At 62.2% G+C, this 24,999-nt stretch carries 19 protein-coding genes; 5 read left to right on the top strand and 14 right to left on the bottom strand.

Going from position 1 to position 24,999, the window contains the following annotated elements:
* Positions 1–162 precede the first annotated feature (162 nt).
* Positions 163–1,752, top strand: coding sequence for a hypothetical protein (locus VGD10_RS09835; RefSeq protein ID WP_331040642.1), 1,590 nt, complete (start codon positions 163–165; stop codon positions 1,750–1,752).
* Here the strand turns inward: VGD10_RS09835 and addB are convergent.
* The 8 genes from addB to ahcY form a co-directional block, all read right to left on the bottom strand.
* Entirely contained in the window at positions 1,749–4,694 is a 2,946-nt protein-coding gene (gene addB, locus VGD10_RS09830; protein WP_331040641.1) for a double-strand break repair protein AddB, read from the bottom strand. The two genes, VGD10_RS09835 and addB, sit on opposite strands and share 4 nt — an antisense overlap.
* A 21-nt stretch (positions 4,695–4,715) precedes the next feature.
* Positions 4,716–5,480 carry a nucleotidyltransferase family protein gene (locus VGD10_RS09825; RefSeq protein WP_331040640.1) on the bottom strand — a complete coding sequence of 255 codons (765 nt, stop codon included), beginning with the start codon at positions 5,478–5,480 and terminating at the stop codon, positions 4,716–4,718.
* Positions 5,477–6,484 carry an aminoglycoside phosphotransferase family protein gene (locus tag VGD10_RS09820; protein WP_331040639.1) on the bottom strand — a complete coding sequence of 336 codons (1,008 nt, stop codon included), beginning with the start codon at positions 6,482–6,484 and terminating at the stop codon, positions 5,477–5,479. Before VGD10_RS09820 ends, VGD10_RS09825 begins: the two co-directional genes overlap by 4 nt.
* Positions 6,469–6,912: a tRNA (adenosine(37)-N6)-threonylcarbamoyltransferase complex ATPase subunit type 1 TsaE gene (gene tsaE, locus VGD10_RS09815; protein WP_331040638.1), complete on the bottom strand. Its 444-nt coding sequence runs from the start codon at positions 6,910–6,912 to the stop codon at positions 6,469–6,471. The genes VGD10_RS09820 and tsaE overlap by 16 nt, the downstream gene beginning before the upstream one ends.
* Positions 6,912–9,254 carry a PAS domain-containing sensor histidine kinase gene (locus VGD10_RS09810; protein WP_414639521.1) on the bottom strand — a complete coding sequence of 781 codons (2,343 nt, stop codon included), beginning with the start codon at positions 9,252–9,254 and terminating at the stop codon, positions 6,912–6,914. Before VGD10_RS09810 ends, tsaE begins: the two co-directional genes overlap by 1 nt.
* A gap of 57 nt (positions 9,255–9,311) precedes the next feature.
* Positions 9,312–10,355, bottom strand: coding sequence for a TIGR03032 family protein (locus VGD10_RS09805; protein WP_331040647.1), 1,044 nt, complete (start codon positions 10,353–10,355; stop codon positions 9,312–9,314).
* 143 nt (positions 10,356–10,498) lie between these two features.
* The gene (locus VGD10_RS09800; RefSeq protein ID WP_331040636.1) at positions 10,499–13,624 is read right to left on the bottom strand and encodes a TonB-dependent receptor domain-containing protein; all 3,126 of its coding nucleotides are present in this window, start codon (positions 13,622–13,624) and stop codon (positions 10,499–10,501) included.
* A gap of 206 nt (positions 13,625–13,830) precedes the next feature.
* Positions 13,831–15,243, bottom strand: a complete 1,413-nt coding sequence (gene ahcY / locus VGD10_RS09795) for an adenosylhomocysteinase (protein ID WP_331040635.1) — start codon at positions 15,241–15,243, stop codon at positions 13,831–13,833.
* A 169-nt stretch (positions 15,244–15,412) separates the two neighbouring features.
* Between ahcY and VGD10_RS09790 the strand changes: the two genes are divergently transcribed.
* Both VGD10_RS09790 and VGD10_RS09785 read left to right on the top strand, forming a co-directional pair.
* Entirely contained in the window at positions 15,413–17,119 is a 1,707-nt protein-coding gene (locus tag VGD10_RS09790; RefSeq protein WP_331040634.1) for a molecular chaperone HscC, read from the top strand.
* Positions 17,116–18,753, top strand: coding sequence for a hypothetical protein (locus VGD10_RS09785; RefSeq protein WP_331040633.1), 1,638 nt, complete (start codon positions 17,116–17,118; stop codon positions 18,751–18,753). The genes VGD10_RS09790 and VGD10_RS09785 overlap by 4 nt, the downstream gene beginning before the upstream one ends.
* Positions 18,754–18,759: 6 nt before the next feature.
* Here VGD10_RS09785 and VGD10_RS09780 read toward each other — a convergent pair whose 3' ends face one another.
* Complete coding sequence (locus tag VGD10_RS09780) at positions 18,760–19,320, bottom strand: YqgE/AlgH family protein (RefSeq protein WP_331040632.1); 561 nt, start codon at positions 19,318–19,320, stop codon at positions 18,760–18,762.
* A 117-nt stretch (positions 19,321–19,437) separates the two neighbouring features.
* Between VGD10_RS09780 and VGD10_RS09775 the strand changes: the two genes are divergently transcribed.
* Positions 19,438–19,920, top strand: a complete 483-nt coding sequence (locus VGD10_RS09775) for a peroxiredoxin (RefSeq protein WP_331040631.1) — start codon at positions 19,438–19,440, stop codon at positions 19,918–19,920.
* Positions 19,921–20,027: 107 nt separating this feature from the next.
* Positions 20,028–20,300, top strand: coding sequence for a hypothetical protein (locus tag VGD10_RS09770; RefSeq protein WP_331040630.1), 273 nt, complete (start codon positions 20,028–20,030; stop codon positions 20,298–20,300).
* Here the strand turns inward: VGD10_RS09770 and VGD10_RS09765 are convergent.
* The 5 genes from VGD10_RS09765 to VGD10_RS09745 all read right to left on the bottom strand — a co-directional run.
* Positions 20,297–20,830 carry a YbjN domain-containing protein gene (locus VGD10_RS09765; protein ID WP_331040629.1) on the bottom strand — a complete coding sequence of 178 codons (534 nt, stop codon included), beginning with the start codon at positions 20,828–20,830 and terminating at the stop codon, positions 20,297–20,299. The two genes, VGD10_RS09770 and VGD10_RS09765, sit on opposite strands and share 4 nt — an antisense overlap.
* A 50-nt stretch (positions 20,831–20,880) precedes the next feature.
* A complete protein-coding gene (locus VGD10_RS09760; protein ID WP_331040628.1) occupies positions 20,881–22,770 on the bottom strand; it encodes a M2 family metallopeptidase in 1,890 nt (629 codons plus the stop codon).
* A gap of 63 nt (positions 22,771–22,833) precedes the next feature.
* On the bottom strand, positions 22,834–23,595 hold the full coding sequence (locus VGD10_RS09755) for an alpha/beta fold hydrolase (RefSeq protein WP_331040627.1): 762 nt from the start codon (positions 23,593–23,595) through the stop codon (positions 22,834–22,836).
* Positions 23,576–24,016, bottom strand: a complete 441-nt coding sequence (locus tag VGD10_RS09750; RefSeq protein ID WP_331040626.1) for a GFA family protein — start codon at positions 24,014–24,016, stop codon at positions 23,576–23,578. The genes VGD10_RS09755 and VGD10_RS09750 overlap by 20 nt, the downstream gene beginning before the upstream one ends.
* A gap of 2 nt (positions 24,017–24,018) precedes the next feature.
* The coding region (locus VGD10_RS09745; RefSeq protein ID WP_331040625.1) for an aspartate-semialdehyde dehydrogenase at positions 24,019–24,999 on the bottom strand (981 nt) is incomplete at its 5' end.

Here is a 24,999-nt window from a genome sequence, read left to right as displayed (position 1 = left end):
TTTGCGTCCTGCAAGAGCTAAGGTAATGGAAGTAGAGCCTTCCCCCTCATCCCTAAAGAGGAAGGCCCTGACCCACTAAGTAGCAGATAAATATCTACTTTTCATCTTACAATTTTCACAACTGCCCATTAATGGATGCCGTCTTCAGCGGGCGGGGATCCCTTGACGGTTCAGACACTTTCCAGGCCTTGGGCCGGACGCCGGGCACTCGATCTTGTGCGCGTGGATGCCCGCAGCCTTGCGGCCGTTGTCGGACTCTGGGCGATCCTACTGCTCCTCAGCCTCGCGGCGCCAATTGATCATGATGAGGACCAGTATCTCGCAGCGGCCCTGCTCGCGCGAGAGGGCCGATTATTCGTCGACTTCCTGTATCTCCAGACGCCGCTTCAACCCTACGTCATGGCGCCGGTGCTGGCCGCCACCGAAGGCTGGAGCCTGATCGCTTTTCGGCTGCTCACGGCTACTCTCGGACTGGCATTGCTCCTGACAATTTTTGCGGCTGCGAGATTGAGCGGCGCCTCTGTTAAGACTGCCGGCATTGCCACCCTGGCCGCGGGTTGCTGCCATATCTTCCTCTTCTCCACGTCCGTCGTTCGAAACGACATGCTTCCGGCCATGCTGGCGGGCGGTGCGATGGTCGCGGGCATCGCAGCGCTACGGGGCCGAGGGGATTCCTACCGGCTCTGGGCGCTTGCCGGCCTTGGCATTGGGTTCGCGGTCAGCACGAAATTAAGCTACGCCTTTCCTGCGGCAGCAACGGGCCTCTTCCTTCTGGTCCGCTGGTGGCCGGCACGTCGGACGCTCTCCGCCTGGCTAGCGCTTGTGGGATTCAGCGCGGGCCTTCTCGCTGGCCTTCTTCCCACCCTCTCCGCCTTCCTGGCAGCACCCTCTACGTTCCTCTACGGGGTATTCGAATATGGCGGCACGGCGCCCTTCGAGTGGTACGAGATGAGCGGCCGTGGCCATCGCCTGACCCTCACCGCCAAGGCGGTCGACAGCCTGATGATCTTGATGCGGGGGCCGGCGCTGCTCGCTATTCTCATGGTCGCCTGGGACATGTACCGGCGCCGCGTTGAGGGTTTGATCACGACGCCAGCGATGCGTTTCCTGGAAGAGCTTATTCTCGCCGGCTTGATCGCAGCGCTGATGCCGACGCCGACCTGGCGGCAATATTTTATCCCGGTTTTGGCGCCGCTCTTCGCCCGCGCCGCGCTCGTGCAGCTGCCGAAGGGCAAATGGCGCGGGTGGGTGGTCGTGTTAGCCGTCGTTTTTGCAGCAGTTGGTCTGTCCAAGTCGGTAGACCATTTCGCTCGAGCCGCGTGGAAGGAGAAACTGCCGGCAGTGGAGATCACCCGGCAAGGCCGCTGGATCGGGCGAGAAGTCGAGCAAACCGGACTTCGAGGAGAGGTGGCAACGCTTTCGCCCCATGCAATGATCGACAGCCGCCTTTCGCTGATGCCGGAATTCGCAACCGGCCCATTCGCATACAGGACCGGCGACAGAATTGACGACGAACGCCAGAGGCAGCTGGTCATGCTGAGTCCGCGCACGGTCGCCCGCCGTTTCGACTGCGCGCCTCCTGCGGCCATCATCACAGGTTTCGAGCGGGGCGACCATCTCAACGGGGTTGGGCTCGACGCTGCGCTCCGCCGCTATGCGGAGGCGAAGGGCTATCGCCTCCGCCGTTATCCTGGAGGCGAAGCCGAACTCTATCTTCGGCCGAAGCAGCTTCCGCTAACCGGAAGCTGCTAGCACTCGCGGCCGTACCATTCCTCAAGACGCATGAGCTGGTCGTAGTCGCCATAGGGCGCATATTCAGGATGCAGCTTGGCAGTGAAGGGCTCATCTCCGGTCAGCCACTTTTCTGCGGCGGCGATGAAGTTGCGGGCGGCGATGGTGGTGAAGTCGGCGGCGTCGAGGCCGTTCCTGCCGCCGACCGGACTTGCGACGTAGCCGAGCTTTCCCGCCCGCTTCGCCAGCGACCAATATTCGAATGCTGCGGGGATGCCTTCGATGCCGTCGAAGCCGCCGCGTTCCGCAATGAGGCCCAGAAGCCCGAGCTGCATCGAATAGCCTTCCGCCACCGCCTTCGCCCCAGGGGGCGTGCCGGTCTTGTAATCGAGGATGACGAGGCTGCCGTCGGCGGCGCGGTCGATGCGGTCTGCGACGCCCCTCAGGGTCACGCCTGCAATGTCGATCTTCCCCTCGGCTTCGGCGGCGAGTGGCCTTCGGCCCTCCTCCCTGTCTCTCGCCACTTCGGCGGCGACCCAGTCGATGGCTTCGAGAAGGCGCGGCTGCCAAAGCGCCCGCATCAACGGATGCGCGGTGCTTCCGGCAAGCAGCGCCTCGGCCCGCGGGCGGAGCTTGGCGGGGTCACAATCATCCTCCTTCAGCCATCCCTCCAGCACCTCGTGCACGGCGCTTCCACGCCATGCCGGGCTTGGATCGGCGTCAATTACGTCGAGCGCCGACAGGCGGAGCATCTTCCGCGCATAAAAAGCGAAGGGATCGGCCTTGAGACGATCGACCTCCGTGACCGAGATAGTACGCGGGCGCTCCTCCACCGGCGGCTCGGGGGCTGGCTGGGGCACGGGGCCATGCGCCGACGGCTTGTCCAGAGCCTGCGCCCAGCGGCGGTGAAGGGGCGAACGGGTGAGGCCGCCCGTCATCGCCTCCAGCCGGAGCCAGAAGCGCGAAGCGATGGCAGGCGCGCGGGCGTCGCGGCGGGCGCGGGTCACCAGCACTTCGCGGCCGCCGAGCGCGCTTGCCAGATCGTGCGCGGCAAGGCCGATGCGGCGCTCCAGGCTCGGCAGCCCAAGCTCGGCGCGGATGCGGGGCGCGAGCCAGGGATCGGGGGCAGGCAGCGCAGGCCAGGTGCCCTCGTTGAGGCCGGACAGGATCATCAGATCGGCATGCTGGAGCCGCGCTTCGAGCAGGCCCCAGATGAAGATGCGGGGATGCTGGCCGTAGGGCGGGCGAACCGCCACGCCCTGCATCAGCCGTTCGAGGAGCTGCGGCAGGCTCGTCGCGCTGACATGGGTCGGGCCCTGTTCGGCGGCGGGCTCGACCGAGGCGAGAAGATCGGCGGCGGCACGGCCGGCCGGACCTGCCCAGGTATGGTTGCCGGTGAGCAGCGACGCGGTTTCGCGGAGCGCGGCAATAAGGGTACCAAGCGTCTTCTCGCCGGCAAATGCCTCTTCCAGCGGCTTGAGCAGGGGAGCCACGTCGCCCCACCACGCCGCTGCAGATCGGCGCAAGGCGCCGTCACGTCCGCTGTCGTCGGCAAGGAAGTTTGCAATTCCTCCAAGGCCGATTGGCGGGCGAGGTCCGCGGAGCGCGAGATCCAGGGTTCGGCTGCCCTCCAGCCAGGCAAGCCGCTCCTCCCCCTTCCGGACGAGCGGGTGTTTCAGGAGCGTGAGGAGCGGCACCGGCGCGAAGCCTTCCGCAGCCACCGTGGCAAGCGCGAGCAGCAGAGTGCCGGGCGGCGTTTCGGAAAGCGGACGTCCGGCGCTGTCGTCCGCCTCGATGCCCCAGCGCCTCAGGTGCGCGGAAACGCGGCGCGCGAGCTTGCGGTCGGGTGTCACCAAAGCAGCGGTACGCCCCGGCTCCTCCAGCGCTTCGCGGAGGGCGATGGCGATCGCCTGCGCTTCTTCGGCAGGATCGGCGAGTTCCAGCGCGCGAACGCCCGTGAGGCGGCGTTCGGCGGGCTTCAGCGCCTGCCATTCGGCCGTGAAGAGCGCCGGCGCCATGGCATTGGCGATGGCGCGACTGCGGATTGCGGGCGCGTCGCGGCCCCCGCCCCAGCGCCAGCGCTGCACCTCGCCGCGGCCGACGCTCATGCGGTCGAGCAGCAGCTTAAGATGGAATTGCGGGTGGGTTTCGATCGATGCGCGGCGGCGGCCGGTGACCGGATCCGGCTCGTGCGGCCCCAGTGCGTCCCATTCCTCTTGAGGCATTTCGAGATCGAGCGCCGGCAGAACCACTAAACCCTCAGGGAGACGCGCAACCGTGTGCAGGACCGCAGCCACGGCGGGCGCGGTGGTGGTGATGCCCGCCGCAACGACGAAGCCGGAAGGCGACGCGGCACGCCAGCGCTCGGCAAGACCGCCCAGCAGCCGGTTGCGGCGCTCCGCAAGGTCGATGCGGCCACGCTCCTCAAGCAGCTTCGGCCATTCCGAAAGGATGATCTGAAGCCGATCCAGCGACTTCTGCCAGTGAATGGAAAGGTCCGGCAGCTCGGCGGCGAAGTCGCGGAGGCGGGCGGGCGACACCTGCTCGATGAGAAGTTGATCGAGCGTCCGGGCGAGGTCCTTCGCGAGGCGCAGCGCCTCGGCCGCATCCACGTCGCCATGTTTCTGGACGAGCCGCGCAAGCAGCATCAGCCGCTCGACTGGCTCGATTGCAGGCGGCACCTCCTCCCCCTCCCCCAGCGGCTCCAGCGCGCCGCCGATCCGCTCGTCCAGCTCCGGATCGCCGACCGGGACGAGCCGCGGCAGAAGCAGCCCGCCGTCCGACCGGCGGACGAAGGCGTCGGTGATCGCCCGCGCCGCACGGTTGTTAGGGACGAGCACGATGCCCTGGGCGAGGCCGGTCTTGGTCTGCCCGAAACGCACGATCAGTCCCGCCGCCAGGGCATCGGCGAAGGCGCGGTGGGGGGGGATGGTGAAGACGGACGGCTTTGACAAAAGGCTCACGTAAGCAGCCTAACGGCCTTCTCAGGCGTAAGCGAGTGCGGCTTCGGTCTTCTTAACGTTCTGGGGCGTGCCGACGTCGAACCAGAGGCCATGATGCACAGCGCCGTAACAGCGGCCTTCCTCCATTGCCCGGTCCCAGAGGATGTTCGTGGAGAAGGGCCCTTCCGGCAGGTCGCCGTGGAACAGCCGCTTCGAGACGATCTGGATCCCCGTATAGACGAAGGGCGCGACGACGCCGCGTTTGCGGCGGCGGAGCCTGCCTTCCGCGCCAAGGTGGAAGTCCCCTTGGCCTCCATGGCCGGTCGCACGAGCGAGCGGCACGAGCAGGAGGAGCGCGTCCATCCGCGCGTCGTCCCAGTTGGACGCAAGCAGGCGAAGCGAATCCACCGGTCCGTCGATCCAGAGATTGTCCGAATTGATGCAGAAGAACGGATCGGCGTCGATCAGCGGCAGCGCCTTGACGAGGCCGCCGCCCGTTTCGAGCAACTGTTCGCGCTCGTCCGAAACAACGATCTCAATGCCTTCCACCCGGGTTCTCAGATGCGCTTCAAGTGCATCGGCAAGATAGTGGACGTTCACGACCGCCTTTTTGACACCCGCGGATTTCAGATGTTCAAGCGTGTGGTCGAGCAGGGTTTGACCAGCGACTTCAATGAGCGGCTTCGGCCGCGTCGCGGTGAGCGGGCGCATGCGCTTTCCGAGCCCGGCCGCCATCACCATGGCGGTGTCCGGCACCGTTCCCTGCGGATCGGGCCTGAGTGCGAGCGGCCTTCTGTAGCGCGTCATGCCGCGATGCCTTCGGCCCAGGCGCCCGCGCGCTTCTCGGCTGGCACATTGGCATCAAACCACTTCTTGATCGGAGCAAGTGCCGGACAGGCAAGATCGCGCTCCAGAAGTCCCCACATCCGCGGCTGGAAAGCTGTATAATGCGGCTTGTTGTCGCGCTTCCAGAGACGGGTGAAGACGCCCAGAATGCGCGTGTTGCGTTGAGCGGCCAAGGCCCAGTAGGCACGCTCGAACAGGTCGGGTTCGGTTCCGGTGGCCGTTAGATAGCGGGCCATCATCGCCTTTTCGACTGATGGGGAAACGTCCCGCCGGGCATCTTCCAGCACCGACACTAAGTCATAAGCCGGATGACCGGCCAGCGCGTCCTGAAAATCGAGTAGCCCGAGATGGGCAACGCCGCTCCGCCCCCCGACCAGCATGATGTTCTCGGCATGATAGTCGCGGAGGACCGTGACGGGGCCCAGGCCGTCTTCAGCCACAGGTGCCAGCACCTCTGTCCAAGCCGCAACAAAAGCACCTTGGTCGACCTCAAGGCCGAGGGCCGGGCAGTACCAATCGATGAACAGCGTAAGCTCGCTCAGCCACTGCGGCAGACCATGGACCTGAAGGCCGGGCATAGGCGGGTGCTTGTGAAGGGCGACCAAGAGATCCGTCGCGACCTCGTACAGCTCGCGCTCGCGGTTCGGAGCCGCATCCAGCGTCTCGCGGAGCCGGTCGTCGCCGAAATCGTCGAGCAGGAGCAGCCCGCTATCCAGGTCGCGCGCCAAGATGCGAGGCGCGGAGAGGCCGAGCTGTGCCAGCCATTCGGCGACGGCGATGAAGGGCCTTGGGTCCTCGTGCGGCGGAGGCGCGTCCATCAGAACAGCGCGGGTGCCGGCGCGATGCACGCGAAAATAGCGGCGGAAAGAGGCATCGCCCGCCAGCGGACGAATTTCCGCGCCTTCCCAACCATTTGCGGCAAGGAAGCCAGGTGCGGAGGCGGGCGGAATCATCGTGGCGGCCATCGGCCCTCCCAAGCGGGCGGCACTTCCGCTGTCAAGGCGCGGGCGCCCTCACCTGCGGTCGACAGATGGAGACGGAGGGCGTGCCGCCACAGGCCGCGCCCGAGCCGTTCGGGCCATTCCACGAGCAGAGCCGCATGGCCCAGCGCCTCGTCCAGCGCCAGCTCCTCCAGTTCCGCGGGATCCTCAATGCGGTAGAGGTCCACGTGCCAAATCGGCAGGCTCACATCCGGCGCGTCATAGGCCTGTATGATGGGAAAAGTGGGGCTAGCCACCTCGCCGCTGAAACCCAGGCCGCGAAGGATGCCACGGCTGAAAGTCGTCTTGCCGACGCCCAGATCGCCGAACAGCGCAACGACGTCGCCGGCCTTCAGCGCGCCGGCCATAGTAGCGCCGAGCGCTTCCGTGGCGTCTTCTCCCCTAAGATGCATCAGCGCGTCCGCGGCAGCTTGATCGTCACCGTCGTGCCAACGCCAAGCTCCGATTCCAGCTGAATCGAGCCGCCTTGCGCCTCGACATATTGCTTGGCGAGCGGAAGGCCGAGGCCGAGCGCATTCTCCTCCCCCTCCCCCCGCGCAACGGTGCGGTGGAAGCGGTCGAACACGCGCGCCCTATCGGCGGCGGCGATGCCTCGGCCATTGTCTGAGATGGTGACTTCGGCCGTGCGCGCAGTGCCGGTGGCCCGGATCAGCACGCGTCCGCCCTCATCGGTATAGGCGATGGCATTCCTGATCACATTGTCGATCGCCTGGCGAAGGCGGCGGCGATCGCCAAGGATTTCGCCGACGGTCGGCTCAATCTCGGCGGCGAGTTCGATACTCTTCCGCGCCGCCAGCTCGCGCGCGGAACCAGCGGCGTCGGTGCAGAGGGGCTCGAGGTCCACTTGGTCCTCGGCGAGGAGCAGGCTGCCTGTATCGCTTTGCGTGAGGTCGAGCACATTGTCGATGAGGGCGCTGAGCCGGGTCACGGAGTCGGTGATTGCGCCAACATAGTCGCGCGCCGTGGGCGGGAGCTCGCCCGCATAGCCGCCCGCCAGCATCTCGGCGAACCCGCCGATCGAAGTGAGCGGCGTGCGGAGCTCGTAGCTCATGTTGGAGACGAAGGCGGTCTTGAGGCGGTCAGCATCCTCGAGCGCTTCGGTGCGGTCGCGGAGCGCCGCCTCGATCCGGCGGCTGTCGGTGATGTCGAGCATGGTGAAAAGCGCGTTGCCGTCGGGGAGCGGCACGGCGGCAAATTCGAAATGGCGCCCATCGGTGAGCGTGACGCGGCCGCTCCGCTGCTTGCGCTCGACGGTGGCGCTCCGCACCAGCTCGCGGACGAAGCCGGCGTGGCTCGCCTTCTTGAGCTTCGACGCGATGTGCGGGACGAGCGAGTCGATGCGCGGATGCGCGGTAAGCTGCTCCTCCTCGAACTCCCAGACTTCGCGAAAACGATTGTTCCAGAGGTGGAGGCGTCCGTCCGAGGCGAATACGCCGATGGCTTCGAATAGATTGTCGAACGTCGCGGTTCGGACGCGGAGCAGGGTGTCGCGGGCACTGGCCAGCTGGATCTGCTCTGTACGGTCTTCGAAGATTAAGAGCAGGCCGCCGTCGGGAAGAGGCTGCGCGACGACGCGGAGGTGCTTGCCGCCCGGAAGCAGCCAGTCCTCTTCGTTGGCGGTGAGGCCAGCGGTGAACCAAGCACGCCTTTCCTCGCGCCATTCGGGGAAGTCCCGCACTTCGGGGAGATTGCCGCCCTCCCGCATAAAATCGAGCACACGGTTGAATTCCGGCTGGTCTGCCAGCACGTCGGGGGCCAATGAGAAAAGTCGGCTGAACGGCTGATTCCAGAAGATGAGCGTGTGGTCGCGGCTGAACTGGGCTACGCCGGCGGAAAGGCGATCGAGCATGTCATGCTGCGCCTGGACGAAGCGGGAGAGTTCAGCATGGGCCTGCTCCCGCTCCTCGACGTCGATCGCGTAACCGGCGACGCCCTCGCCCAGCGGCACCTCCACTACCTCCATCACCCGCCGCTCGCCGGCGATGGTCGCCGGAACGGTGCGGGATACAGGTTCTTTGCTCTGAAGCACCGCCGCGGCCTGGCTGAGCGCGCTGCGGCCTTCGCCTTCGTCTACCAGTTCTATGCCGGACTTGATCACCGCCATCGCGCTGTCTGCTTCAACGGCACGTACGTAGGCGCTGTTAACCAGTGCAAGGCGAAGATCAGGGCCGCGGTGCCAGATGGGGAAGGGAGCGGCCTCGATAACCGCCGATAACGCGTTCAACGCCTTGTTTGCGTTATCGCTCTCTTCTCGCGCCTTCTTGGCTCTCGCCTCATCCTCAGTAGCATCAACGAACCATATGATCGCCGCCACGTCATTCAGTTCGGACGGGGCAGGCTCGCCGACAAGGCGAAAGATGCGTGTCGATCCAGCGAGGCTGAGGATGTGGTAGAAAGATTCACCTGAGGCCGTAGCGGCTATACCAGCGTCAAAGCGAACCACGTCGCTGGATGTCAACTTCTCCAACAAAGCATCTAGCGAGTTCGAGCTATCATCTAGGTGCAACCATGTTCGAAGACGACCGGGGCAGCTTATTTTTCGGTCATGGGTAACCGCCAGCGGTAGGGCAGGCGCAGCATTCATCAGAGACAAAATAGTTCGATTTGTCTTCTTTACCTCCCTCACCTCGCGAAGCCGCCGAGCCGCAAGTGTCGATATTATTGCAGCGAGTCCGATCCAAATGCCGCATACAACGGCTATAATCGCGACGGTGGTCGTGGACGGGCTGCTCATGCGCGTTCTGAGCCCTCCCTTTGCAACTCGAAGCTGACTTGCGAGTAGATCACTCCTTCACTGCTCCAAGTCGACCGACGCGAACTCCGGGTTGAAACGAATAGCTGTGAGCACCTCCTCGGTCGAGGGCCCCACGGTGACAGGATTACGAATGCCTTCTAGAAGAGCGATATCGAATAATTCAGTGATCCCTGCTTCGTAGCGGATAAAGTTCGAGATGAGGCCAGATTTTAAATCTATCACCAAAACCGCGCACCATGGCTCTGCTCCAGACCTCATCAATTCATCGTGCAGAGGGAGGCGCTCCGAGCGTTCACGCAACTTGGATACTACCACAACAGCGTAGCCATCATGGAATTTTAAACCGCGGAGGAAGCCGGGACAGAATGCGACATCTGTCTTCTCTCCACTACGAAGATCAATCCTCACCAAGTATCCGCGCCCCGACTCCAGAACCCAAAGTGCGCCTTCATAGACGCGGGGACTATGCGGCAAGCTGAGAGAACGCGCTACGATCTCTCCGCTTTCAATCTCCAGAACAACTCCCTCGTTATGAGGAAGATCGCGCCAGCCAATCTTCGTATTCGTTGTGTTGAATGCCGTCACATAACGAGGCACTCCTTCGACCATGGCCAAGCCGTTCAGGTGACATCGATCTTCCGGCGCGAGTTCCGTGATAAACGGCGGCTTCCAAACCGGCTGAAAGCTAAACTCAGCATCTATCGTCGCTAAGCAAGAGTACCGGCTATTTACGAATATTGTACGACCGCCTCCGTCGAGGGCGAGTTCGTGCACGTCCAAATAGCCAGTGGTGTGCGCTTGCCTTGGAACCAACACACAGTCGTAGGCGCCGTTTGCGAACTCGCCCGGCTGTAGCATGTCGGTAAGTCGCCATATCTGATAAAGGGAAGCCAAATGCAGCTCTCCCTGGGAATAATGTAAGCCCATGGCGCGCGTGTAATTTTGTTCATTGAAGAACAATCGGCCGCCAGGCTCTACGCCCGCCACTATTAGGCGGCCGGACGCATAAGACGTGTATGCTAATGATATTCCTTGAGACCTCAACCACTCAGCCATGCCCGGAGAGTGCCTGATCCGCATAGCGCTTGGGTCGTAAGCATCCAAAGCCATAGTAGGGGTTTCGCCAGAAGCTGGAGCCATCTGCAATCCCGGAGTTTACACTATGTGTATACGAAAAGGGTGAGGTGCCGAGCACCTCACCCACAAATTCGCCAAGGCGGATTCTAGAACTTTAGCTTCGCGCCAACTTTGTAATACCGGCCCAAAATCCCATCGAAATAAGTCACCCGACCACCGCCGCCGGGCGACGGGAAAGGCGGATCTACGTCAAAGAGATTATCGACAATGAAGCGCAGTTCGAACCTATCGTTAACTGCATACTGAACCGACGTATTGATGAAAGTTATGCCATCTACGCCGCGGTACTGCCGATTATCCTCTTCTTCGTCGGGGTCGAACAGAGCAGGGCCGATATACTGAGCCTGCACTTGGCCCGTGAAGCCTCCATTCTTATAGGTGACGTTTGCCGTCGCCTGATGCTTCGAATACCCAATGCTTCTACGAAGAGTAGTAAGATCACCTTGCCCGACGCGGGTCTCCAGTTCGTTATTGAAGAGATAATTAACGCCCAGATTGACGGAGCTTCCGCTACCCAAGAAAGGCGTAGCGACCCGCCATGCGAGCTCAGAAATAAGACCTTCGAACTTCGTGGATGCAGCATTGGCATAGCCAGTCTGGATGAAGGTTATCTGGCCATTCTGATCGCGAGTGAAGTTGTCGCAGATCCCAGATGGATAATCTGGATCATCGTAGCAAGCCTGCAGGGTCTGAGTGGCGTCGAGGGTAGTGATCGCATCTTCGACCTCGATATCCACCCAATCCACCGCCAAGGTTAGGTTGGGCAAGAACCGAGGACGAAGGATCGCGCCGATCGTCCAAGCATTCGCCTTTTCGTTCGTTAGATTAGTATTACCCTGCAGCGTACCGCGCGTCGTGAAGTCCACGATGTTCGAGGAGAAATCATCTGGAAGGCCCGCAGCAGCGCAGTTCGCCTGCCTGGTCGCAGGATTCGGTCCGGCTTCCCGATAGCGAGCATCACAAGGATCGTTCGCTGTTGTGAAAATTTGGCTTGTCGGATTGAACAATTCAGTGATCGCAGGCGCGCGAACGGAGCGAGTGAAGTTACCCCGAATAGTGATGTCGCGGATGGGCTGCCATTGAGCACCCGCCGTCCACGTCAGGTCTCCTCCCGCCAGGGAATGATCAATGTAGCGCGCCGCACCATTCAGCTCGAGCGAATAAATAAGTGGAATGTTCTGGTCTCGACTCAGCAACGGCACCGTGAGCTCACCGAAGACTTCATCGGTATTGAACTTCCCGGAAACAGGATCGATCGGAATAGAACGACCAAAAGAACTTCGGGGGGCAGTAGGATCATTGGGATCCGCTTCACCGAAATAGTAAACACCCGGATCGAAATCAGCACTCTCTTCGCGGTGTTCGTAACCCAGTGCAAATCCTACGGCGCCTCCCCAGAGGTCGAAGAGGCTACCCGACACGGACGCAGTGCCAACCCACTGATCATTCTCGGCCCGAGGATCCGCCGTTGTGGTAACATATTCCAGAGCTTCCCGGCTTATCTGCTGACCGAAAGGATTGATAGGAGCGCAGGTCGTGCTGCCCGTGGCAATCGGCGAGTTGGTATAACCGGGCGCGCATACAATCGCACCGCTGGAATCCCGTACCGCATTCAGCGCATTTGCGAAATTCTGCTGAACCAGCACACGTTCGCGGCCCTGAAGCACAGACTTACCGTAATTTCCGACCACTTCGAAGGTTAGCTCGCGCCCAAACCCTTCGAATGTGCCGTCCACGCCCGCTACAAACCGATAGAGTTCCGCAGTAGTAGAACCTTCAGAAGGGATAAGATCTGTGTTGGCCCGAGTCAGGAAGAATGAGTCCTGGCTGACAGCGAAAGGGCTTGTGGCGAGGTTCTGGCGAATGATTTCGCGAGCCTCAGGCCTCAGGAACGGGTTATCGATGTCAATGATGAACTGACCATCCGTCGAGCCGGCCGGCCCGAACAAATAGGTGTTGTAAACCGGCTGGTCGCGGAGCTGGGTGCCCTTGCTGTTCGCATACCACGCCTCACCAAATAGGCGTACCGTATCAGAGACTTCATACTGGGCAAGCGCCGTCGCGAGGTAGCGACGGGTTTCAGTCAACAGGTTTTCAGGCAGAGCAAAGCCATTGCCGCCGTTGAAGTTCAGAAGATTCCCGGTAGCTTCCCCAAAATCGATAGGAATGAGATTTCCAGACTGATCAAACATCAGCGGATTGCCGTTGGCATCCACAATACCGGGCTGAAAACCGCCGAAATCCGCTGCCTGACCCGGGGAGAGCGGTATGAAGTCATATAGCGTCGGAATGCCCGTTTCGGACAGCGAGGGCAGTCTCCGATCTTCTATGAGGCAAAGATTGTAGGGCGAGTCAGGATCCGCGCAATCGGTGAAGAACCGACCAAGCCCCTCACCAGGACGATCATCGCCGGTAAGACCAGATGACCGATTATACTCGGCACCAATGACTATATTCCCGCGATCGCCGCCAAAATTCGTTCCGACAAGACCGCCGATCCTGTATTCGGGAGCATCACCAAGTTCTGAGATACCATATTGCGCGTCAAGCTGAATGCCGTCGAACTTGCGCTTCGTGATGATATTAACCGTTCCCGCGATAGCGTCCGAACCATAAATGGGAGCGCCGCCAACAGCGATCGTTTCTACTCGATCAACAATCAAGGTCGGGATGATGTTGAAGTCGACCTGAGAGCCGGCACCTGTAACACCGAAGATAGAAGCGGTGTTCGAGCTAACAAAGCGCCGGCCATTAACCACCGTAAGGGTCCGCTGGTCACCAAGCCCAAAGAAATTGACGAACGTTTGCCCGGAGCCGAAAGCACCTGACTGTCCCCCGACCACGTTATTGCCAGGAACGCCGAAAGCCGGGAGTTCTTCAAGTGCGTCGCCTAGGTTGGTGTAGCCTCGAGCCTCGATCTGCTCGGCTCCAATGACGACTGCTGGCTGCGCAGTATCGAAGTTGGCGCGCGGAATGCGAGATCCCGTTACGACGATTGCGCCTTCCTCCTGCGCGTCACCGGGAGGTGGAGCTCCCGTTGTTGCCAGGCAGGCGTCGCGCGCCGAGCCCTCTAAGTCGTCACAAGCCTCGGCCTCTCGAGCCACATCAACCTGTTGCTCTTCAGTTTGAGCAAAGGCAGTCGTCGGAATAGCAGTCGCGGCAAGAGCAGCGAAGGAGACAGTAGCGAAAGCACGAGGCGGTAAACGGCGCATAGTGATAACATCCCTCAGTCTGAACTGAGGCTTCATTGTGCCTAAGACCAAGAGCAAAGAAAACTTGTTGAAGACAGAGATGATACGGATCAGCTCTCAATGTCACATTAATATCACGACTTTTTCGAAACGTATCTGAAACGACGTCGGGGCTACCGTGATTAGCGGCAGCCCCGACTTCATGAAGAATTTTCTGATTCAGAACTTCAATACCGGTAGTGGTCCGGCTTGAAGGGGCCTTCCACTGGCACGCCGATATAATCGGCCTGCTTCTGGCTTAGCTTCGTCAGCTTTACGCCGAGCTTTTCGAGGTGAAGGGCGGCGACCTTTTCGTCGAGGTGCTTCGGGAGCACGTAGACGTCGTTTCCGTACTTGTCGGCGCCGGTCCAAAGCTCGATTTGCGCCAGGACTTGGTTGGTGAAGCTGGAGCTCATCACGAAGCTCGGGTGGCCGGTGGCGTTGCCGAGGTTTACGAGGCGGCCCTTCGATAGGACGATGATCTTCTTGCCGTCCGGGAACTCGACTTCGTCGACCTGCGGCTTGATCTCGGTCCACTTGAAGTTCTGGAGCGCGCCGATCTGGATCTCGCTGTCGAAGTGGCCAATGTTGCACACGATCGCCATGTTCTTCATCGCCCGCATGTGGTCTAGCGTCAGGACGTCGGCATTGCCGGTGGCGGTGACGAATATGTCGGCACGCGTCGCCGCCTCCTCCATTGTCACGACTTCATAGCCTTCCATGGCAGCCTGAAGCGCGCAGATCGGATCGATTTCGGTCACGAGCACGCGGGCGCCGCCGTTGCGGAGCGAAGCGGCCGAACCCTTGCCGACATCGCCGAAGCCAGCGACCACGGCGACCTTGCCGGCAAGCATCACGTCGGTGGCGCGGCGGATCGCGTCGACGAGGCTTTCCTTGCAGCCGTAGAGATTGTCGAACTTCGACTTGGTGACGCTATCGTTGACGTTGATCGCCGGGAACGGAAGCTTGCCCTTCTTGGCGAGTTCGTAAAGGCGGTGGACGCCGGTGGTGGTCTCTTCGGACACGCCCTTGATCGTCTCGACCGTCTTGGTGAGGTAGCCGGGACGCTCCGCGAGGAAACGCTTCAGCGTGGCGACGAAGATTTCCTCTTCCTCATTACCCGGCGTGAACAGCTCTTCGCCCGCTTCGGCGCGCGCGCCCCAGAGAGCGAACATGGTGGCGTCGCCGCCGTCGTCGAGGATCATGTTGCAGGTCTGATCCTGCCCCCAATCGAAGATGCGGACGACATAGTCCCAATATTCCTCCAGCGTCTCACCCTTGACGGCGAAGACGGGAACACCCGACGCGGCGATGGCCGCGGCGGCATGGTCCTGGGTCGAGAAGATGTTGCAGGAGGCCCAGCGGACTTCAGCGCCGAGCGCGGTCAGCGTCTCGATCAGCACCGCGGTCTGAATAGTCATGTGGAGCGAACCGACGATGCGCGCACCTTTCAGCGGCTGCGAAGCACCGAATTCCTCGCGGAGCGCCATCAGGCCCGGCATTTCGGTTTCGGCGATCTCGATCTCCTTGCGTCCGAACGCAGCGAGGTTGAGGTCGGCGACGACATAGTCGTTGAACGCGGTCTGGGCCTGTGTAGCCACGAGGAGCTCCTTTGAAATGTATGGAAGTCTGGTTCGGCGGCGTCCTTAGCGGGTGCAGCGGTCGATTTCAAATATAAAGATATCTTTATATGTGTCCGTGCAAGCCAGCCTGTCGTGGGCAGTTTTCATCCGGCAGCCTCGGGGTTAGGAAACGACTTGGGGGGTTTCAATGATTGTCGGCATCGACCTTGGTACAACGAACAGCGCTATCGGAATATGGCGCGGCGACGGTCCGGAGCTGATTCCCAACCGTCTCGGCGATCTGTTGACGCCGTCGGCCGTCAGCGTCTCGGATTCCGGCGAAATCCTGGTCGGGATGGCCGCGAGGGAAAGGCAATCTACGCATTCGGATCAAACCGTCACTGCCTTCAAGCGGCTGATGGGTACGCAGCAGTCCGTCCAGCTGCACGGGCAGACCTATACGGCCGAGGATTTGTCGGCGCTGGTGCTGCGCAGCCTTAAGGCAGATGCGGAGACGTTCCTCGGCGAGAAGGTCGAAGAGGCGGTGATCACCGTCCCCGCTTACTTCAACGACCGTCAGAGAAAAGCGACGCGGCGCGCCGGTGAGTTAGCGGGACTGGAGGTCAAACGGCTTGTCAACGAGCCCACCGCTGCCGCTCTCGCCTACGGCATCCATCAGTTGGACGAGGAACAGCCTTTCCTTGTTTTCGACCTTGGAGGAGGCACTTTCGACGTTTCCATCGTCGAAATCATGGATGGGATCATCGAAGTGCGTGCTTCGGCGGGCGATAATCGCCTCGGCGGCGAGGACTTCAACGATATCCTCGTCCAACTCGGGCGTGATCGGTTCGATCCGGAGGGGAAGCTTTCCGTCGGGCGCTCCAGTCAGTTTTGCGAGCTGCTGCGGGCCGCGGCGGAGCGGACCCGCCGCAGCCTAACGGAGGCGGAAAGCGCGACCCTGTCGATCGTCTGGGACGGTGAGATGCTGAGCACCGACATCGAAGCCGCGGAATATGAAGAGCGCGCAAAGGCGCTGATTGAACGCCTTCGCGAACCCGTCCTGCGATCGCTGCGGGACAGCCGGATAAAGGCGGAAGAGCTCAGCGAAGTGCTTCTAGTCGGAGGGGCAACCCGGATGCCGATCGTGCGCCGCGCCGTCACGCGCATGTTTGGGCGTTTTCCCAACACCAAGCTTGATCCGGACCAGGCAGTGGCGCTCGGCGCTGCGGTGCAGGCGGGGCTGAAGGCCAAGGACAAGGCTTTGGACGAAATCCGCCTGACCGACGTTTGTCCGTTCACGCTGGGGATCGAAGTGGCGGAACGAGACGGCAGCGGCGGCATCCGGGACGGCGTCTTCTCGCCAATCATAGAGCGCAACACGGTCGTACCGGCAAGCCGCGTGGAGACCTACTCGAATATGCACGCTGGGCAGCGGCAGATCGGCGTTGCGATCTATCAGGGGGAGGCGCGGCAGGTGGCTGGGAATGTGAAGTTGGGTGAGATCAGCGTGCCGGTGCCGCCCGGCCCGGCCGGATCGGTAACGATAGACTGCCGCTTCAGCTACGATGCCAGCGGTCTTCTGGAAGTCGACGTAACCGTGCCCAAGACTGGCGCGGTCCATCAGCTCGTCATCGTCGATGATGACGAGGCGCCAAGCGAAGCAGAGCTTGACGCGCGCAGGCGGCGGCTCGCCGCCCTCAAATTCCACCCGCGCGAGGATGCGCCCAATATTGCTGCGCTGGCCCGCGCGGAACGCTGCTTCGAGATGTTCCTCGGCGACCGCCGCGATTATGTCGGGCACCTGCTGTCGACGTTTCGCAACGTCATAGACGGCCAGGACCCCCGAGAGATCGAAGCCGCTCGCAAGGAGCTGGAAGCCTCGCTTGACGAATTGGAAGGCGAGCGGTTCTTGTGAGAGGCGACAGCGGCACGTGGAAGCTGCTCGGCATCGAGCCGACCGACGACAGCCGCGCGATTAAGAAGGCCTACGCGGCCCGCCTTAAAGCGATTGACCCCGATCAGGATCCGCAGGCGTTCATCTCCCTGCGGAAAGCACGCGACACAGCGCTTTATTGGGCCACGATAGAGGATGCGGACATTCCGGCATATGACGGGATGGAAGCCGAGCATGTCGGGCAGCCCGACTTCGAGCCGGAAGCCGAGCAGGAAACACGGCCTACCGAATTAGCCGCTGCTTCGCGACGGCCCAATCCGTGGCAAATGCCAACGCTCGCGGATCAGATGGGAAAAATCGAGGCCATCCTCTTCGATCCCGCGCAAACGCCGATAGACCATGTTAGGTTGAAGACCCAGATTGAGGCGCTGCTGCGCCATCCTGACATGGCGACGATCAGCCGCGCGGAAGAGATCGAGACCTGGCTCGCGCATCTAATCATCGATGCTATTCCGCGTTCCGACGCACTGATCGCGCCGGCCACGCGACGCTTCGACTGGATGGCGAAAGCGCAAGGATGGGAATGTCCCTGGTATGTCGAAGAGGTCGTGGCACGCTATCATGACTGCCGCTACCGCGACGGAGAAGCGCGGGACGAACACGCCTTGGCTATGCGATCGCTGGCAAGCGAACCGCCAGCACGGTCCAACGCCCTGAAGGATTGGGCTGTCGCCCGCTTCCTTCGGCACGTGCGGGCGAACCATCCCACGATTGAGCGCGATTTCGACCGGGCGACAATCGACTGGTGGGATCGCCATCTGGCCGAGCGCCGCGAGCGATTTCCCTGGTTCAAGACATTGCTTCTCGCCGCCACATTGTTCGCAGTCGAACGGTTGGTTGGCGCGGGGGATATGCTGCCGGTGTTATCCGCCGCGCTATCCTTCGTAGGAGCCGCGGGTTGGTTCGCGCTGAAGCGGCGTATTTCTCAACAGCAGGCAGATGACGGCTGGTTCGAGCTGGCGCCGCTTACCGTTCCACAGGGCGCGGCTCTCGCGATCTTGCTGCTGCTCCCACTGGCGGCCGTTCTGGCCCCGCGCGGGTCTCTCGCGCTCGTCACTTTTGCCCTCGCGGCCGGCGGGTTGGCGCTGCTTGTCGGCCGGGCCCCGCCTTCGGCGGATGAAGATCCAGCGGACAGAGCATGGCAGGCACGGATTGCCATTCTCGCACCGATATTGTGGCTACACGCTTCCTTATGGAGGAATGGGCTCCCACTCGAAGCTCTGATCCCGATCGCCGCGGCGGCCTGGGCGGCCTTTGCACATACGGAAAGGGTAAGGACCGCGATCCTCGGCGGACGGCAAGACAATGGCATCCGCGCGGCAATCGTCATCGCTGGCATTATATTGTGGTACCAGATCGCAACCAGTCTCGGCAGCGAGACGCCTTCCCCGCCGATGCCGATACTGCTGGTGCTCGCCATCACGCTCGTCATCGTTCACCAGATGATCGACCCTCCCGACCCCTGGCAAAAGGAGTGGACATCCGGATCGCTGATAGCGGTGATGGCGGTGGCGTTTGGCGGACCGATCCTGGCGATGCTGCTGGTGACGACACGCACTGGGCGGAGCGTCGCGCGAACCAATGGCGGATCCTGAGCTCTTCTACGCCGTTCCGTAGTCGGCCGTGAGAAGGACCGGATCAATGCCGGCGCTCTTGAAAGCGCTGGTCCAGCGGCTGTCGACATCGCAATCATAGAGGAGTGCGTCGCCGCCTGGCGTCACGAACCAGCCGTTGCCGCACATTTCCTCTTCGATCTGCCCTGCACCCCAGCCTGCGTAGCCGAGGGCCGCCACCCAGCGAGTGGGGCCCCTGCCCTCGGCTATGGCGCGGAGGATGTCGAGGGAGGCTGAGAGCATCCAGCGGCCCGCGACGTCCATGCTCCCCTCCCCGCCCCAGTCGCGCGTGTGGAGAATGAAGCCTCGCTGCGGCTCTACCGGGCCGCCGAGATGGATGGCGGCATCCGGGGCGACGCCTGGATCGATGTCAAGCTGGCTAAGCAGCTCGTGGAAGCCGATGCGCGGAACGATCCGCCCAAGGCCAATCCCAAGCGCGCCTTCCTCGTCATGGCTGCACATGGCGATCACCGCCCGCTCGAAACGCGGATCGCCGATGCCCGGCATGGCGAGCAGGAATTGTCCGCTGAGAAAGGGAGGCTGCTCCATGAGCCCCGCTATAGGCGGCACGGGGAGCCTGCCACAACCGCGAAGCCACTGGTGCGGGGCAGCCGGTGTTGCTAGAGCGCCGGCTCACTTCATCCCTGTCTCGGAAAGGACGGACCCATGGCCATTCAGGTCGGCGATCGCATCCCGGAAACCACCTTCATCAAGGCGACGCCGGACGGCCCGCAGCCGGTGGACAGCAACAGCTTCTTCGGCGGCCGCACGGTGGCGCTCTTCTCCGTCCCGGGCGCCTTCACGCCGACCTGCTCTGCGCGGCACCTGCCGGGGTTCGTCGAGAAAGCAGACGAGTTCAAGGCGAAGGGCGTCGACGAGATCGCCTGCACCGCGGTGAACGACGCATTCGTGCTCGGCGCCTGGTCGGAGAGCGCAAGCGCCAACGACAAGGTCACAATGCTCGCGGACGGCAATGGCGACTTCGCTAAGGCGGTGGGCCTCACCATGGACGGCGCCAAGTTCGGCATGGGAACGCGGGGCCAGCGTTTCTCGATGCTGGTGCGCGACGGCGTCGTCGAGCAGCTTAATGTCGAGGAGCCCGGCGCGTTCAACGTCAGCAGCGCCGATTACATGCTGGAGCGGCTCTGAGCCTCGGAGGGGCGCCCTGCCCCTTCCTCGCCTCTTCCGGGCGAAGATCGATGGAAACTCTTAGGTGAGCGCCGCATTGTAGCTGCTTCTCCTTGAGGAGCCTATCGATGGACGACGCCGAGATTCCGGACGGTTCAGCCGCAGATAAAGAAGAAAAGGGCCGGATGAATCCGATCGTCACGGCGGCCCTGCTCGGCGGCGGCGTGGCCGCGGCGGCGGGCGCCTATTTCGGAACGCGTGCGCTCGCGAGGAAGAACAAGGAGCAGAACGGGCGCCCGCTCAATTCGGTTCTCGCCACCGCCATCACCGCCTGCGACCTTGCGCATGACAAGGAAGCGGCGCCGGCTGCCGATGCTTCCGTGAAGCCCGAGAAGGTTTAGCGCCCGGCCTCCAGCGGCCCGAGCACCTCGCGCGCGAAGCGATCCACCTGATTGGCGAAGACGAGGAAATTGACGGCCAGATTGCCGCGAATGAACCCATAGTCCGCGGTCAGGTAACGCTGCATGCCCGGGCGGCCATCTTCCGTCAGATAGGCCTTCCCGAATGAGTAGCGCTGATTGAAGCGCTGGATGGCGGTGGCGGTTTTCTCAGGCGTCGAATTGGCGATCCGCGTCCAGCTCGATTGCATGCTGAGCGAACGGCAGGCGGAACCGTCCGCATTGCAGGCGCCGAGCGCCAGCACCGCCTTGCGGCCATTGGCGAAGGTCACGTTAAAGCCCGGCTTAGCGGCGCTCCCTGTGCGCTGATAGCGCGCACCGACCGCGTTCAGGACGCCCTCGACCGTGCCGTAGTTGAAGGCCGGTAGGACTTGGGCATTCTCCGGCGCTTTAGGATTCCAGCGCGGCACCGCCGCCTGTGCGGTGCTGGACATGGCGCTGAGAGCAAGCGCTGCTGCGATGGCAGTTCTCATGATCGTTCCCAGTAGAAAGAGACGGGATCGCTCCCGTCCCTACTTCGCTTTCAAGCGGCCGTGCTGCCCTGCCAGCCGCATTGGCGGCCGCGGTTCTGCTGCTTCAGCCAGGTCTGAAGCGGCGCGAAATATTCGAGCAACGCCGCACCCGACATTTCGCGGCTGCCGGTAAAGGCCTGCAACGCCTCTGGCCACGGGCGGGACGAGCCCATTTCCAACATCGCATTGAAACGACGCCCGACTTCCTTGTTGCCGTAGAAGGAGCAGCGGTGCAGCGGCCCGGTCCAGCCAGCCTGCTGGCATGCGGCTTTGTAGAACTGGAACTGCAGAATGCGCGCCAGGAAGTAGCGGGTATAGGGCGTGTTCCCCGGAATATGGTACTTGGCGGCAGGATCGAAATTCGCCTCCGTCCTCTCCACCGGGGGAACGATGCCCTGATACCGAAGGCGCAGATCGTTCCAGGTCTGATTGTAGTTGTCCGGCGTGATCGAACCGTTGAACACGCCCCAGCGCCAGCGATCGACAAGCAGGCCGAACGGCAGGAAGGCGACGCTGTCCATCGCCTGGTTGAGGAGAAGGCCGACATCCCGGTCCGCAGGCGGAATCTTGCTGCGTTCGAGAAGACCTACCTGCGCCAGATATTCCGGCGTTACGCTGAGCGCGATGGTGTCGCCAACCGCTTCGTGGAAGCCGTCATTGGCGCTGTCCATGTACAGGAACGGTTGCCGATTGAAGGCGCGCTGGTAATAATTGTGGCCGAGTTCGTGATGGACGGTCACGAAATCCGTTGCATTGATCTGCGTGCACATCTTGATGCGCAGATCTTCCTTGTTGTCCACGTTCCAGGCGGAGGCGTGGCAAACCACTTCGCGACCTTCCGGCTTGGTGATCATCGATCGTTCCCAGAAAGTCTGGGGCAGAGGCGCAAAGCCGAGCGAGCTGAAGAAATTCTCGCCGGTCTTCACAATCCTTTCGGCGGTATAGTTCTTCTGCTTGAGGAGATCGGTGAGGTCGTATCCGATATCGCCGGCGCCCGCTGGGGCGACGATGTCGTAGATCGGCCCCCATTCCTGCGCCCACATGTTGCCGAGAAGGTCAGCGCGGATCGGCCCGGTGGCGGGCTGAACCGAATTTCCATATTCCTTGTTGAGCTCGGCCCGGGTGTAGCAGTGAAGCTCGTCGTAGAGCGGCTTCACCTGGTTCCAGAGCTTGTCGGTAAGCTCGGCGAATTCGTCCGGCGGCATGTCATAGCCCGAACGCCACATGGCGCCCGTGTCGGCAAAGCCGAGTTCCTTCGCCCCCGCATTCGAGAGCTCGACGAACCGTCTGTAATCATCCCGCATCGGAGTGCCGACATTGTTGTGCCAGCTCGTCCACATCTCCTTCAGCACTTCCGGGTTGCGCTCCGTACCCATCAGCGCTTCGATCTCGACGCCGGGAGTGGGCTTGCCCTTATATGTGCCCTGCCCCTTGCCGTAGGCGGACTGCATCTTCGTGAGCAGCGTCGACAGCTCTTCGGCCGCTCCAGGGGTGTTGGGCGCGGGCGCGACAATGCCGCGGCGGAGAATGTTGAGCTTGCGCTCGGTATCGTAGTTCAGCCCCTCGACATTCTGGAAACGCGCCGCTTCGGTCGCGAGGCGCACCGCCATCTCCGTCTGAAGGGCACCGAAATAGGCTGCCACCGCGTCCGTCTCGTCGGTGATATGGGTGCTGTTCACCCATTGAGCCTGATTGTTGATGTGCGAAAAGTCCGCGAGCTCCTTCTCAGCCCTGGCTACAAAGGCGTCGGCGCCGGCCGGCGTCTGCGGCTCCTGGACCGGCGCTGCGGCCACGGCCGGCGTTTCGGCCGCGATGGGCGCGGTATCGGCATAAGCGGTGGTGCAGCCGGCGAGGAGCACGGCAATGGCGAGACTGGAAACGCTGGAAAGAGAGGCTTTCATGGGGGGCATCCTCAGAGTCTGAATTTTCGTTCCCCATAGTCTGCCTAGCTGAACGGCAGATGGTCAAGCACCGAGAAAATCAGCGATTCCGTTTCCAAATTCCGGTTTCACCACCGCGCTCATATGGTTGCCGGGGATTTCCACATAACGACCGTTCGGAAGAAGCTCCGCAAGCGCGGCCCCGGAACCGTTATCGTCGTCCTCCGCCCCCATCAGCACCATCGTTTCCATCGCGATGCCGCGAAGCTCGGCTTCGCTGCTGTCAACGAAGCTGTCCAGAAGGAGGAGCAACGCTTCGGGATCGCCGCCGCCGGTCGTCTTGAGGAAGGCCTCAGCCATCCATTCGGGCGAGCCGCGTTCATGCGTTCCGAGACCGCGGAGGATCTTCTGAAAATGCTTGGCTCGCCGGCCAGTATGCAGCATTCCGGTAAGGCCCATGCCGCTGATGACGAGCCGCCGCGGCTTTGCGCCCATGATCGCCATGCGCGCGGAAGTGCGTGCGCCAAGCGAATAGCCGCCGAGGTCGTAATCGGTGAGACCCAGGTGCCGGATCAGCGCGAGCCCGTCCTGCGCGAGCACGTCGGGCGGGTAACTGACCGCATCGTGCGGCGCAGCGCTTGCGCCGTGGGCACGGAGATCCGGCATGATGACGCGGAAGCCGCGCTCCGCCAGCTTCTGCGCATGACCGAACTTCAGCCAGTTGGTGTCGGCGTTGGAGAAGAGGCCGTGAAGCAGCACAGCAGGCCGCCCCCCGCCCAGCTCGTGCCAAGCAAGCTCGACGCCGTCGAACGACTTGAAGCGGTGCTCAGTCGGGGAGCTTGCCAACGGTCTTCATCCAGCGGCTGACAGTGGCCGGATTCTCATCCGCCCGTATGCCCTTCAGCCCCTCCGTATTGAGCCAAGCAGGGTGCATGCTCTCAATGCCAAAGTTGTGTGTCGGCTTGAAGGACGAAGGGTCGTCGAACGACGCTACGGTCAGGTCCATGTTGTCGCTGTCGGGAAATTCGAAGGTGAGCGAAGTGCCGCACGTCGAGCAATAACCGCGGTTCGCAATGGGGGAGGAAGCGTAATAATCCGGCCGTCGCTCCCAGCTTACTTCCGCTTTCTTCAAGTTTTTGAGAGCAAGCGAGACATTGCCGCATGCACGCTGACACATCCGGCAATGGCAGAGATACGCTTCCTCATTTTCGATCGTTGCCGTGTAACGAATCTTCCCGCACATGCAGCCGCCAGCCATCTCCCGCATCCTCAGGCGGCCTTCTGGAGATGCTTCCGGCCGAGCAATTCGGCAATCTGAACGGCGTTGAGGGCCGCGCCCTTCCGGAGGTTGTCCGACACGCACCAGAGGGAGAGGCCGTTGTCGACCGTCGGATCTTCGCGCACGCGGCTGATGTAGGTCGCATATTCGCCGACGCATTCCACCGGGGTGACGTAGCCGCCGTCTTCGCGTTTATCGACCAGCATTACGCCCGGCGCCTCGCGAAGGATCGACTGCGCTTTAGCGGCGCTGATCTCTTCCTCGAATTCGATGTTGATCGCTTCGGAATGGCCGACGAAGACGGGGACGCGGACGCAGGTGGCGGTCACCTTGATCTTCGGATCGAGGATCTTTTTCGTTTCGACCACCATCTTCCATTCTTCCTTGGTCGATCCGTCGTCGAGGAAGCTGTCGAGATGGGGGATGACGTTGAAGGCGATCTGCTTTGTGAACTTCTCGGGCTCTGCCGTGTCGCCGACGAAGATGTTGCGGCTCTGGTTGAAGAGCTCGTCCATGCCCTGCTTTCCGGCGCCGGAAACGGACTGATAGGTGGACACGACCACGCGCCTGATCCGGGCGAAGTCGTGGAGCGGCTTCAGCGCGACCACCATCTGGGCCGTCGAGCAAGTGGGGTTCGCGATGATGTTCTTCTTCCGGTAGCCGTCGATGGCGTGCGCGTTCACCTCCGGGACGATCAGCGGCACGTCCGGGTCCATGCGATAGAGGGACGAATTGTCGATGACGGTGCAGCCAGCCGCTGCAGCCTTGGGCGCATAGGCCTTCGACACTTCCGATCCCGCGGCGAACAGCGCCATATCGTAGCCGGCAAAGTCGAAATGCTCGATGTTCCTGACCTTGAGCGTCTTGCCGCTGTCGCCGAAATCGATCTCGTCGCCGGTGGAGCGCGGCGAGGCCACGGCGACGACTTCGTCGGCGGGAAATTCGCGCTCAGCAAGGATGTTCAGCATCTC

It is taken from the genome of Allosphingosinicella sp. (assembly GCF_036402135.1).
GTDB lineage: Bacteria > Pseudomonadota > Alphaproteobacteria > Sphingomonadales > Sphingomonadaceae > Allosphingosinicella.
The sequence above is the reverse complement of the archived record's forward strand: the minus strand, read 5'-3'. Positions and strand labels throughout refer to the sequence as shown.

Excerpts from the sequence above, each read along its gene's own strand:
- VGD10_RS09775 (WP_331040631.1), top strand. The coding sequence starts at position 19,438 with ATGGCCATTCAGGTCGGCGATCGCATCCCGGAAACCACCTTCATCAAG.
- VGD10_RS09800 (WP_331040636.1), bottom strand. The coding sequence starts at position 13,624 with ATGCGCCGTTTACCGCCTCGTGCTTTCGCTACTGTCTCCTTCGCTGCT.
- VGD10_RS09820 (WP_331040639.1), bottom strand. The coding sequence starts at position 6,484 with ATGGCCGCCACGATGATTCCGCCCGCCTCCGCACCTGGCTTCCTTGCC.
- VGD10_RS09750 (WP_331040626.1), bottom strand. The coding sequence starts at position 24,016 with ATGCGGGAGATGGCTGGCGGCTGCATGTGCGGGAAGATTCGTTACACG.
- VGD10_RS09765 (WP_331040629.1), bottom strand. The coding sequence starts at position 20,830 with ATGAGAACTGCCATCGCAGCAGCGCTTGCTCTCAGCGCCATGTCCAGC.
- VGD10_RS09810 (WP_414639521.1), bottom strand. The coding sequence starts at position 9,254 with ATGAGCAGCCCGTCCACGACCACCGTCGCGATTATAGCCGTTGTATGC.
- VGD10_RS09790 (WP_331040634.1), top strand. The coding sequence starts at position 15,413 with ATGATTGTCGGCATCGACCTTGGTACAACGAACAGCGCTATCGGAATA.
- VGD10_RS09825 (WP_331040640.1), bottom strand. The coding sequence starts at position 5,480 with ATGACGCGCTACAGAAGGCCGCTCGCACTCAGGCCCGATCCGCAGGGA.
- VGD10_RS09780 (WP_331040632.1), bottom strand. The coding sequence starts at position 19,320 with ATGGAGCAGCCTCCCTTTCTCAGCGGACAATTCCTGCTCGCCATGCCG.
- VGD10_RS09760 (WP_331040628.1), bottom strand. The coding sequence starts at position 22,770 with ATGAAAGCCTCTCTTTCCAGCGTTTCCAGTCTCGCCATTGCCGTGCTC.
- VGD10_RS09770 (WP_331040630.1), top strand. The coding sequence starts at position 20,028 with ATGGACGACGCCGAGATTCCGGACGGTTCAGCCGCAGATAAAGAAGAA.
- tsaE (WP_331040638.1), bottom strand. The coding sequence starts at position 6,912 with ATGCATCTTAGGGGAGAAGACGCCACGGAAGCGCTCGGCGCTACTATG.
- VGD10_RS09805 (WP_331040647.1), bottom strand. The coding sequence starts at position 10,355 with ATGCGGATCAGGCACTCTCCGGGCATGGCTGAGTGGTTGAGGTCTCAA.